General features: G+C 66.2%; 7 protein-coding genes. 5 read left to right on the top strand and 2 right to left on the bottom strand.

Going from position 1 to position 12,136, the window contains the following annotated elements:
* Positions 1 to 47 precede the first annotated feature (47 nt).
* From KSO98_RS08695 to KSO98_RS08680, 4 genes are read left to right on the top strand one after another with little or no spacing between them, the layout of a single operon-like run.
* Entirely contained in the window at positions 48 to 1,610 is a 1,563-nt protein-coding gene (locus KSO98_RS08695; RefSeq protein ID WP_225285310.1) for a type I restriction-modification system subunit M, read from the top strand.
* Positions 1,607 to 2,851, top strand: a complete 1,245-nt coding sequence (locus tag KSO98_RS08690; RefSeq protein WP_225284893.1) for a restriction endonuclease subunit S — start codon at positions 1,607 to 1,609, stop codon at positions 2,849 to 2,851. Before KSO98_RS08695 ends, KSO98_RS08690 begins: the two co-directional genes overlap by 4 nt.
* The gene (locus KSO98_RS08685; RefSeq protein WP_225284890.1) at positions 2,848 to 5,895 is read left to right on the top strand and encodes a type I restriction endonuclease subunit R; all 3,048 of its coding nucleotides are present in this window, start codon (positions 2,848 to 2,850) and stop codon (positions 5,893 to 5,895) included. The genes KSO98_RS08690 and KSO98_RS08685 overlap by 4 nt, the downstream gene beginning before the upstream one ends.
* A 44-nt stretch (positions 5,896 to 5,939) precedes the next feature.
* Positions 5,940 to 7,142 (top strand): type II toxin-antitoxin system death-on-curing family toxin, encoded by a 1,203-nt coding sequence (locus tag KSO98_RS08680; protein WP_225284888.1) that lies wholly within the window; start codon positions 5,940 to 5,942, stop codon positions 7,140 to 7,142.
* Positions 7,143 to 7,148: 6 nt separating this feature from the next.
* On the opposite strand, the gene KSO98_RS08675 is transcribed toward KSO98_RS08680, so the two are convergent.
* A complete protein-coding gene (locus tag KSO98_RS08675; protein ID WP_225284885.1) occupies positions 7,149 to 8,555 on the bottom strand; it encodes a site-specific integrase in 1,407 nt (468 codons plus the stop codon).
* 145 nt (positions 8,556 to 8,700) lie between these two features.
* Between KSO98_RS08675 and KSO98_RS08670 the strand changes: the two genes are divergently transcribed.
* The gene (locus KSO98_RS08670) at positions 8,701 to 10,665 is read left to right on the top strand and encodes a thioredoxin domain-containing protein (RefSeq protein ID WP_225284884.1); all 1,965 of its coding nucleotides are present in this window, start codon (positions 8,701 to 8,703) and stop codon (positions 10,663 to 10,665) included.
* 15 nt (positions 10,666 to 10,680) lie between these two features.
* Here KSO98_RS08670 and pdxR read toward each other — a convergent pair whose 3' ends face one another.
* Positions 10,681 to 12,078 carry a MocR-like pyridoxine biosynthesis transcription factor PdxR gene (gene pdxR / locus KSO98_RS08665; protein WP_225284882.1) on the bottom strand — a complete coding sequence of 466 codons (1,398 nt, stop codon included), beginning with the start codon at positions 12,076 to 12,078 and terminating at the stop codon, positions 10,681 to 10,683.
* Between the last annotated feature and the right edge of the window lie 58 nt (positions 12,079 to 12,136).

Here is a 12,136-nt window from a genome sequence, read left to right as displayed (position 1 = left end):
TGCCGATCCTGTCGGCTCGCCCTGACAGACTTCGGCTCGTGAGTCAGATGATCAAAGAAGCTGAACGGGCCGAGCTCCACAAGACCATCTGGCGTATCGCCAACGACATGCGCGGCAGCGTCGACGGCTGGGACTTCAAGGCCTACGTCCTCGGGATGCTCTTCTACCGCTTCATTTCGGAGAATCTGACCGCCTATCTCAACGACGCGGAGCACAAGGCAGGCGAGACGGACTTCGACTACCGCTGTCTGAGCAACGCGGACGCCGAGCAGGCCCGCGCGGAGGTGGTGAACGAGAAGGGGTTCTTCATCTTGCCCCAGGACCTGTTCGCCAACGTTCGCGAGCGGGCTCGCAACGACGAGAACCTCAACGAGACCCTGTCTCGGGTCTTCACCAACATCGAGGCATCCGCGGTTGGCGCCGACTCCGAGGACGACATCAAGGGCCTCTTCGCCGACGTCGACGTCAACAGCGGCAAGCTCGGCCCGACGGTCGCGAAGCGCAACGAGAAGCTGGTGAAACTGCTCGACGCGATCGGTGACCTGAACTTCGGCAACGATGGCTTCACGCACAACACCATCGACGCGTTCGGCGACGCCTACGAGTACCTCATGGGCATGTACGCCGCGAACGCCGGCAAGTCCGGCGGCGAGTACTACACGCCCCAGGAGGTCTCGGAACTCCTCGCGCGGATCACCGTAGTCGGCAAGACCGAGATCAACAAGGTTTACGACCCGGCGTGCGGCTCTGGCTCGCTGCTGCTGAAGTTCAACAAGGTGCTGCCAGGCGGGGTCCGCAAGGGCTTCTTCGGCCAGGAGATCAACCTGACCACATACAACCTCTGCCGGATCAACATGTTCCTGCACGACATCAACTACGAGCAGTTCGATATCGCCCACGGCGACACCCTGATCGACCCGGCGCACTGGGACGACGAGCCGTTCGAGGCGATCGTGTCCAACCCGCCGTACTCCATCAAGTGGGAGGGCGACGCGAACCCGCTGCTGATCAACGACGAGCGCTACGCGCCGGCTGGGGTCCTTGCGCCGAAGTCGAAGGCCGACCTCGCCTTCACGATGCACATGCTGTCGTGGCTCGCGGTCGACGGCACCGCGGCCATCGTCGAGTTTCCTGGCGTGCTCTATCGCGGGGGAGCGGAGCAGAAGATTCGCAAGTACCTCGTCGACAACAACTACGTCGACGCGGTCATCCAGCTCCCACCGGATCTCTTCTTCGGTACGACGATTGCGACCTGCGTCATCGTGCTCAAGAAGTCGAAGACCGACAGCAAGGTGCTGTTCATCGATGCTTCGGCCGGGTTCACGCGTCAGGGCAACAAGAACAAGCTGACCGCCGATCACCAGCAGAAGATCCTCGACGCCTTCAGCACGCGGGAGAACGTCGCCCACTTCGCGATGCTGGTCGACCACGAGACGATCGCGGAGAACGGTTACAACATCGCGGTCAGTTCATACGTGCAGGCCGAGGACACCCGTGTAGCCATTGACATCAAGGCGCTCAACGCCGAGATCGCGCGAGCAGTTGAGCGCCAAGCCGCTCTGCGGGATGAGATCGATGCGATCGTTGCTGAGTTGGAGGAAGGTTCATGAGCCGCCTCCACGACCTGCTCATCGAGCATTGCCCGGATGGTGTCCCGCACGTCCCGCTCTCCGAGGTATGTGACGACTTCATCGTTCCTATGAGGGACCGACCGCAGGTCTTCGATGGTGATATCCCGTGGTGCCGAATTGAGGACATTCGAGGGACGGACCTGTCAGTTTCCGCATCCAGGCTCGCGGTATCGGAGGAAGTTGTAAGAGCGATGAACCTTAAGGTCATGCCGGCCGGGACGGTCATCGCCGCGTGTAGCGGGGCCTCCATCGGGCGGTACGCCATCGTGTCTCGGCCACTCGTTACGAATCAGACCTTCATTGGCCTTGTCTGCGGGCCCAAGATTCTTAATCGCTTCTTGCTTCACTTGCTGCACACGATGACGGACCGACTGACGGCGTCGTCGAATGCCGCGACACTTGCGTACGTGTCTCGCAAGAAGTTCGAATCCCTCGTGGTCCCACTGCCACCACTCGAGGTTCAGCGCGAATTGGTTGAGGTTCTTGACAAACTCGAGTCGCTCCACGCGGGTCTGAAGCTAAGCCTTCAGGCGGAGCATGACCGCCGGGCCCAGCAGTACGCGTTCTATCGCGATGAGATGCTAAGCCTACCTGAAGAGGCGGGTGTCCGGTGGGTTCCCATGGGTGACCTCGGGTCCATCTTCGGAGGGCTCACCGGCAAGTCGAAAGCGGACTTCTCCGATGGCAACGCGCGCTTCGTGTCGTATGTCAACGTCTTCAACAATCTCGCGGTCGACACCCGGCGTGAAGACTTCGTGCGGGTTGGTCCGGGCGAGCGCCAGCGGTCGCTCCAGCGCGGGGACGTCGTCTTCACGGGATCGTCTGAGTCTGCTGCCGACGTAGCGATGTCGTCGGTAGTGACCACGGAGCCCGATGGCCCGCTGTACCTCAACAGCTTCTGCATCGGATTCCGACCGCACCAGCCAGGCGAACTTGATCCTGAGTTCAGTAAGCACCTCTTTCGATCTGGCCCCATGCGCTCGGAGCTTGTTCGAACTGCCAGCGGTGTGACGAGGTTTAACGTCTCGAAGGCTCGGCTCGCGAAGGTCCAAGTTCCGATCCCCTCTCTGGCGGACCAGCTTCGAATCGCTTCCCTGCTCAACAAGTTCGACTCGCTGGTGACTGACTTGTCGATCAATCTGCCGGCCGAGATCGAGGCCCGCCGCAGGCAGTACGAGTACTACCGCGACAAGCTCCTGACCTTTGAGGAAGCGGCATGACGGAGGCTCCTGACTCGTCACTGCGCTACGAGCCGATCGCTGTCTCCGACGAGTCCACAGTTGTTGCGGCGTACGTGCCGGACCTGGCGAGCGCCCAGAGCTACCAGTCCGAGGCGGCGCTTGAGCAGGAATTCATCGAGCAGCTTCAGTCGCAGGCCTACGAGCGCCTGATGATCACCTCGGCGGCCGACCTCGAAGCCAACCTGCGAACGCAGCTGGAGATCTTGAACGAGGTCACATTCAGCGACGACGAGTGGGCGCGGTTCTTCGCTGAGAAGGTCGCAGTGAAGAACGAGGGCATCGTCGAGAAGACCGCCCGCATCCAAGAGGACCCGATCCAGGTCCTGCTCCGAGACGACGGCACCAGCAAGAACATCAAACTGATCGATAAGTCGAACATCCACAACAATCGGGTCCAGGTCATCAACCAGTACGAGTCGGTTGGTGAAGGTGGTGGCGTCGAGCGGCAGCACCGCTACGACGTCACGGTCCTGGTCAACGGCCTCCCGCTGGTGCACGTCGAGATCAAGCGCCGCGGCGTCGCGCTCAAGGAGGCGTTCAACCAGATCAACCGCTACCAGCGGGAGTCCTTCTGGGCCGACGCCGGTCTCTTCGAGTACGTCCAGCTCTTCGTGATCTCCAACGGCACGCACACGAAGTACTACGCCAACACCACCCGCGCTCGCCGGATCGCGGAGTCCGAGGGCGGTCGGCGCGGCAAGAAGCAAACCTCGAACACCTTCGAGTTCACGTCGTGGTGGACCGACGCGAACAACAAGCGCATCGGCGACCTGACCGCCTTTACCAAGACGTTCTTCGCCAAGCACACCTTGCTCAACGTGCTCACCAAGTACTGCGTCTTCGACGTCTCCCGAACGTTGCTCGTCATGCGGCCCTACCAGATCGTCGCGGCGGAAAAAATCCTGCAGCGCGTGGTCACCTCGACCACCATGAAGCAGCTCGGCTCCACCGCCGCTGGCGGCTACATCTGGCACACCACCGGCTCCGGCAAGACGCTCACGTCGTTCAAGACCGCGCAGCTCGCCTCGCGTATGGAGGGCGTCGACAAGGTCCTCTTCGTGGTCGACCGCAAGGACCTCGACTACCAAACGATGCTGGAGTACAACCGCTTCGAGAAGGACTCGGTCAACGGCTCGAGGTCGACCGCCGAGCTCACACGGCAGCTCGAGAACCCGAACTCACGGATCATCGTGACGACCATCCAGAAGCTGTTCCGGTTCATCGGGCACAGTCGAGGCCACGTCGTCTTCGGCGGACACATCGTCGTGATCTTCGACGAGTGCCATCGCAGCCAGTTCGGTGACATGGGCACCGCGATTCGCAAGGCGTTCAAGCGGTATCACCTCTTCGGCTTCACCGGCACGCCGATCTTCCCCGAGAACGCGACAGGCGCGAAGCTCGACACCACCGAAGCGGTCTTCGGCGACCGGTTGCACACCTACACGATCGTCGACGCCATCAACGATGGGAACGTGCTGCCCTTCCGGGTCTCGTACCTCAAGACCGTCAAGGTCGCCGACCATGTGAGCGACAAGGACGTGGAGGCGATCAACACCGAAGAGGTAATGCTTGCGCCCGAGCGGGTCAGCCAGAACGTGAGCTACGTCCTCGACCACTTCGACACCAAGACCATGCGTGGCCAGGGTTACAACCTCGGTGAGAAGCGGGTCCGCGGCTTCAACTCGATGTTTGCCACCGCCTCCATCCCTGCGCTCAAGGCGTACTACCTCGAGTTCGAGAGGCAGCAGGCCGCCCGCAAGGCCGCCGACCCGGCGTACCAGCCGCTGAAGGTCGCCACCATCTTCAGTTACAGCGCCAACGAGGAGGTCGAAGACGGCGAGATCCTGGGCGACGAGGCGATGGACGCCGAGCGGCTCGACGGTTCTTCGCGGGACTTCCTCGAGAAGGCGATCTCTGACTACAACGCTACCTTTGGGACGTCGTACGACACCTCGTCGGCGAAGTTCGAGAACTACTACAAGGACCTTGCCAAGCGGGTGAAGGACCGCAGCGTCGACCTCGTGCTCGTCGTCAACATGTTCCTCACCGGCTTCGACGCGACCACCCTCAACACGCTCTGGGTAGACAAGAACCTCAAGTCCCACGGCCTGATCCAGGCGTTCAGCCGCACCAACCGGATCCTCAACTCCGTCAAGGCATACGGCAACATCGTCTGCTTCCGGAACCTCGAGAAGGCTGTCGACGACGCACTCGCGCTCTTCGGCAACCGCGAGGCCCGCGGCGTCGTGCTGCTCAAGCCCTACCAGGACTACAAGACGGCCTACGACAAGGTCGTCGGGGTGCTGCTCGAGACGACGCCACCGGGGGAGGAGCCGTTTGGCGAGGCGGCCGAGAAGCGGTTCGTCGTGTTGTTTGGCGAGCTCCTGAAGTTGCGCAACATCCTGACTTCGTTCGACGAGTTCGCCGCGGACGACGCTCTGTCGCCGCGCGACCTGCAGAACTACACCAGCATCTACAACGCCTTGTGGGAGAAGCACCGCAAGAGCGAGAAGAAGGAGAAGGAGTCGATCCTCGACGACGTCGTCTTCGAGATCGAGCTTGTCAAGCAGGTCGAGGTCAACATCGACTACATCCTCATGCTGGTCGGGAAGTGGCGCGAGGCGAAGGTAGCCGGCCGGGAGACAGTCGGCCAGGTCGTGGACATCGAGAAGGCCATCGACGCCAGCCCGACCCTGCGCAACAAGCGCGACCTGATCATGGCCTTCGTCGACTCGCAGTCGGTCGGCGACAACGTCGGCGACGACTGGCGTCAGTTCATCGCCGAGCGGCGCGAGTCGGAGCTCGACGAGCTCATCGCTGACGAGGCGCTCAAGGCCGACGAGACGCGCACCTTCGTGGCCGATGCATTCCGTGACGGCGCCGTGCCGACGAGCGGTACCGCGATAACGCGGATCCTGCCGCCCGCCTCGCGCTTCTCAAAGGACAACAATCACGCGGCCAAGAAGGGTCGCGTGCTCGGGAAGCTCATCGAGTTCTTCGAACGTTACGCTGGGCTGGCGTAGATGCATCACGTTCGAGAGCTGCATCCGGTAGTGGCGGATGCGTCATGAGCAGAAGCGCACGGGTTGCGGACCTCGCGCAAGAGGCCGGCCTCGACCTAGATGAGACCTTGGTGGCGCTATGGGATGCGGGCCTCGATGACCTCGACGGTGCGTCGTCCGTGGTTCCCGACCGTGCGCTGCCTGTAGCTCGTCGTGCACTGGGTTTGGCGCTCGCGAAACAACTTGCCTCACCTTCGTATTGGAAGGGGTTGCTCGGCCTCGACGACCAGGATTGGGCCGATCTAATGGTGCGGCTCCAGATCGATGTCTCCGATCGCGCACGCACGCTCCCCAAGGGAGCGCCCGCGAAGCTGAAGCAGTACGCCCGAGCGAGCGCATCACCTCTGGTCACCAACCGGGCGCGCCCGGCTAAGCCTCCGGAGATGACGCCGGTGGTCTGGAAGACGATCGGTCGCGCCAGAGAGTTGGACTATCTCTCAGCCGTCGAACTTGATGCAGTGCACGGCGTGCTGATCGAGGAATTCGCCGGAACGGAGGACCCGTTCGGTGATCCGTGTGGCGTCCGTGAATGGGATCTGCTCGAGTCATCGGCCTTTAGGCCGCAGACGACGTTCGGGGAGGTGCGCAAGTACGAGTCAGTTGAGATGGCCGGCGCTGCATTGCTTCATTCTGTGATTCACAATCATCCGTTCCACAACGGAAACAAGAGGACTGCGCTCGTTGCGATGCTCGTCTTCCTGGATCGCCACGACCTGCTGCTGACCTGCCACGAGGACGACCTCTTTCGATTCGTCCTTCGGGTCGCACAGCACGGCCTCGTCCCCGCTGGCAGTTCCGAGATGGCCGACCGTGAGGCGCTGCTCATCGCGGCGTGGATCAAGGCGAATAGTCGACGCGTGCAGCGCGGCGAACAGCCAATGAAGTGGCTCCAGCTGCGACGGTTACTTGCGAACTATGACTGCGTTATCGAGCCCGCACCGGGCGTCGGCAATCGGATCAACATCACCCGCGTTGTGTCCGGACGCGGCCTTCTAGGCATCCCCAAGCGCAGGTCGCTCCGTACCCAGGTTGCGTATCGCGACGACGGTCGAGAGGCTGACAGGAGCACCGTTCACAAGATTCGGGCAGACCTGCGTCTCGACGAGGACCACGGCATCGATTCTGCTGCGTTCTACAGCGATCAGCCGACTGCTCGCGACTTTGTGCATGAGCATCAAAAGACCTTGACCCGGCTCGCGAAGCTGTAGGGGTGGTCAATGCAGCGCCAACTTGGAGACCGAGTCGCGGAGGGCGTCTTCGCCGGCGCGGACGTAGTGGTTGAGGACGGTGGTGAGCTTGTCGCCGAGGTACTGAGCGACGACCTCCCAGGGTTCGCCGAGCTCCTCGTGGAACCACCGCGTTGCCGCGTGGTGGCGGAGGTTTCGGTAGACGATCGTGCGGGGCCAGGCGTTCTCGGGGTCGTTCTCGTCGACCCACCGGCGGATGCGGTGCCAGCGGTCGTTGTGCATCTCGGGGCGCATCGGCAGACCGGTGACGGTGTCCTCGAAGATCCAGTGTTCCTCGAGCGGCGGGATCGGGTAGTTCCACCACGTCAGTGTCCGATCGCCGGAGCGGCGGGCGAGGTTGACTCGGCGTTGCCGCTCCTCCTCCTGGGCGTTGATCACCCGCTGCAGCGGAGAGTCGGCGGGGATCCCTAACAACACCGCGACGCGAGGCATCAGCTCGTTGCGCAGCAGCGACTGGGGGAGGGGGACCTCGTGGATGACGTGGTTCTTCACCGGGCCGCGGAAGCCGGGCGCGCCGCGTGGGGTGATCCAGGAGCCGTTCACCTGGACGTACCCGCGCTCGAAGAAGACGTCGACGGCGCGCAGCCCGTTCTGCTCGCCGAGTCGCAGGCCGCCGAAGGCTGCGACGCGGATCTTGGTCCCGAGCATGGGGTGTCGCGTCAGCAGCGGATCGCTCCCGTCCGGTCCGCACAGCACGTCGGCGGCGTGAGCCACTGCGTTGACCTGCCGCTTCTCCGGGCGCAGCCGAGGGTCGACGTAGTGCTCGGTCGCACCCTGCAGCACGGTCGCCTTCCCCAGCTCCAGCCCGTCGAGCGGATCGATCGAACGGTCGAGCCAGCCGAGTCGCCAGGCGAGCTTGCGCATCGCGGCCATCTGAGTGCGCAAGTCCTCGCGGCCGCGGTCGGAGAAGATCGTCCGCCCGCCTTGCTCCATCACTTGACGGCTGTGCTCGACGCGCCATTTCGCCACGACCACGTCCCCGATGGTCGGCACGATGTGTGCCCTGGCTCGCGACTCACGGGCTTCCATCGTGCGTGGCGCCTTGCCGCGATCCTTGCTGTCCTTCAAGAAGGCCTCGGAGAGTGCCTTGATCGTCCGTGAAGCCCGTACGTCCGCCCCGACCGGCGCATCCGACTCGGTGTCGAGTGCCCACTCGGCTTGGGCGAAGATCTTGCGCGCCTCCTCCTCGGTGGCGGCACGCCGTAGGACCGGTGTCCAGGGCTCCCCGTCGCCGGCGGGCACCTTGAACTTCACCTGGTAGCCGGACCTGCCGGGCCGAGGGCCATAGAGCCGCACGCGCCATGGCCAGCCGGTCCCGCCCTCGCGCCGTTGCTTGCCCTGCGCCAACAGGCTGGACTTCTTGCGGGTCGCCATCGGTGCCTCCCTCGTAGGGTGGTGGCGAGGTCTCGGTACGCGCTCGTTTCGCAGTCTTTGCGACCGCTGAAACGAAATTTCGTATCAATAATTCGTATCACTCGGCCTCGCCGAGCACAAGGATCACCGGATCAGGAGCCCCACGATGCCCAACCGACTGGCCGACTCGACGAGCCCGTATCTGCAACAACATGCAGGTCAGCCTGTGAATTGGTGGGAGTGGGAACCGGCCGCCTTCGACGAGGCAAAGCGGCGCGACGTGCCGGTCTTGTTGGCCGTCGGATACGCCGCCTGCCACTGGTGCCACGTGATGGCGCACGAGTCGTTCGAGGACACGTCGACCGCGGCGTACATGAACGAGCAGTTCGTCAACATCAAGGTCGACCGCGAGGAGCGGCCGGACGTGGACGCGGTCTACATGGCCGCGACCACCGCGATGACCGGGCACGGCGGGTGGCCGATGACGTGCGTGCTCGACCATGACGGCAACCCGTTCTTCGCCGGGACCTACTTCCCGGACCAGCCACGGCACGGGCAGCCGGCCTTCACCCAGATCCTCCAGGCCCTCTCCGAGGCGTGGACCGACCGGCGCGAGGAGATTGCGAGCGTCGCGGAGAACGTCCGGGCACACCTGGCCCTGGAGCGCGACGGCGGTCGCGGCGAGATCGACCCCGCAGCGGCGGTCGAGACGCTGGCGGGGGAGTTCGACGCGATGACCGGCGGGTACGGCGGAGCGCCGAAGTTCCCGCCGTCGATGGTGCTGGAGTTCCTCCGGAGGGAGGGTTCCGACAAGGCGCGACACATGCTGCACCGGACGCTGGCCGCGATGGCCGGTGGTGGGATGTACGACCAGCTCGGCGGCGGGTTCGCCCGTTACAGCGTCGACCGCGGCTGGGTGGTGCCGCACTTCGAGAAGATGCTCTACGACAACGCCCAGCTGCTCGGCCTCTACGCCCGTGTCGGCGGGACGCTGGGCGAGCGGATCGCGCGCGAGACGGCGGACTTCATGCTCCGCGAGCTGGTCACCGCCGAGGGCGGGCTCGCCTCCGCCCTGGACGCCGACTCCGACGACGGGACCGGCAGGCACGTCGAGGGCGCCTTCTACGCCTGGACCCCGGCCCAGCTCACCGACGCGCTCGGCGTCGAACGCGGCGCCTGGGCGGCCGAGACCTTCAGCGTCACCGAGGCCGGCACCTTCGAGCACGGCGCCTCCACCCTGCAGCTGCGCCACGCGCCGACGGACCCCGACCAGCAGCGCCGCCTCGCCGAGGTCCGTGCCCGCCTGCTTGACGTACGCGAGCAGCGCCCGCGCCCCGCCCGCGACGACAAGGTCGTCGCCGCGTGGAACGGCCTGGCCGTCACCGGGCTCGTCGACGCGGCGCTGGTCCTCGACGAGCCGCGCTACCTCGGGGCCGCGATCAGGGTCGGTGAGCTGATCGACACCCTCCACCGCGACGACCGCGGCCGCCTCCTGCGGGTCAGCCGCGACGGCGTCGCCGGGCGCCACGCCGCCGTGCTCGAGGATCTGGGCTGCGTCGCGAGCGGCTTCCTCGCCCTCGCGCAGGCGACCGCGGATCCGCGCTGGCTCCGCTCCGCGACGGGACTGCTCGACGACGCCCTGACGCGCTTCCGCGCCGACGATGGCGGCTTCTTCGACACGGCCGCCGACGCCGAGACCCTTGTGACACGCCCGCGCGACCCTGGCGACAACGCCTCGCCCTCCGGCACCAGCGCGATCATCCACGCCCTCGTCGCCGCGCACGCGCTCACCGGCGAGGGCCGCTACCGGCAGGCCGCCGAGGAGGCCCTCGCCACCGTGGCGCCGCTCGCTGCCCAGGCGCCGCGCTTCGCGGGCTGGTCGCTCGCCGCGGCCACCACCATGGCGGACGGGCCCGAGGAGATCGCCGTGGTCGGGCCCGCCGGCACCGCCCGCGACGCTCTTGCGGCAGCCGCCCGCAGGCGTCCGGGCGCGATCGTTATCGCCGCCGACGGCCCGGTGGAGGGCATCCCGCTCCTCGACGGCCGCACGGCGGTCGACGGCCGGCCGGCCGCGTACGTCTGTCGCGGCTTCGTCTGCGAGCGCCCGGTCACCGACTCGGCGCAGCTGTGAGCCCGGCCGCCCGGCTCAGTGGATGACCCGTCCCAACCGGGCGACGGCATCCCGGAGCCGATCGGGCGGGGTCGCGGCGTAGCCGATCACCAGGCCCGGCGGCCCGTCGCCCTGTCGATGCTGTGAGAGCGGGTGGACGACGACGCCGGCCTCGCGGGCGCGCTCGGCGAGGGCGATGTCGTCGACCTCGCCCGGGAGCGTCACCAGCAGGTGGAGGCCGGCGGCGACCCCGTGCACCCGCCCTTGCGGCACGTGGCGGGCCAACGCCGCGACGAGTGCGTCGCGGCGGTGGCGATGGCGGTGGCGTACGAGCCGCAGATGCCGCTCCACCGCGCCCGACCGCAGCAGCTCGGCCAGGGTCAGCTGCGGCAGCGCGGGGCTCGCCAGGTCGAGCCAGTAGCGAGCGTCGACCAGCTCGTCGTGGATCGCTCGCGGAGCCAGGAGCCAGCCCAGCCGGATGGCCGGCGCGAGGGTCTTCGACACGCTGCCGAGGTGGATGACCCGTTCGGGCATCAGCGCCTTCAGCGCGGCGACCGGCGGGCGGTCGTAGCGGTGCTCGGCGTCGTAGTCGTCCTCGATCACCAGCCGGCCCACGCCCCCGAGCGCCCCGGGGCCGCCATGGGCCCAGTCGGCGAGCGCTCGGCGCCGCTCGGCGCTGAGGACGACCCCGGTGGGGAACTGATGCGCAGGCGTGAGGACGACGGCGTCGAGGCCTTTCGCGACCAGCCGGTCGACGTCGAGCCCCTCGCCGTCGACGGGCACCGGCTCGGGGTCGAGGCCCCAGCGCTGAAGATGCCCGCGAGCGCCGGCCGATCCGGGGTCCTCGAAGCCGACCGTGTCGATGCCGCGGTCGGTCAGCAGGCGGGCGATGAGGACCAGTCCCTGGGCGACGCCGTTGACGATGAGGATGTCGTCGGGATCCGCCCGGATGCCACGGGTCCTCGCCAGCCACGCAGCGAGCGCGGTCCGCAGCGCCGGGACCCCGCGCGGGTCGCCGTACCCGAGGTCGGCCGAGGTCGCGGCCGCCAGCGCCGAGCGCTCCGCCCGGCCCCATGCCGCCCGCGGGAACGCCGACAGGTCGGGGACCCCGGGGGAGAGGTCCGCGATCGCGTCCGGCCTGCTGGCCGCGACAGGCACGGGCGTGGGAACGGGACCGGGTCGTGCGCGCACGACGGTGCCACCCCCGCGCCGCCCGCTGAGCAGCCCCTCATCGGTGAGTCGTTGATACGCCTCGACGACCGCGCCTCGGGAGACCTCGAGCTGGGCCGCGAGCACCCGGGTCGCGGGCAGCCGAGCCTCGACCTCGAGCCGCCCGTCGGCGATCGCGTCGCGTAGGGCGGCGCTCAGCCAGGTGGCCAGGCCCCCTGCCGGGGCACTCGAGGCGTCGAGCTGCAGGAAGTCTGCTCCCGCCACTTGGACCTCCCTATTGTCGCGATCTTGGCTCTGTGCTCTGGTCCAAGTGTGCGGGAGG

The sequence above is a fragment of the Nocardioides nematodiphilus genome (assembly GCF_020216525.1).
Lineage (GTDB): Bacteria > Actinomycetota > Actinomycetes > Propionibacteriales > Nocardioidaceae > Nocardioides > Nocardioides nematodiphilus.
The sequence above is the reverse complement of the archived record's forward strand: the minus strand, read 5'-3'. Positions and strand labels throughout refer to the sequence as shown.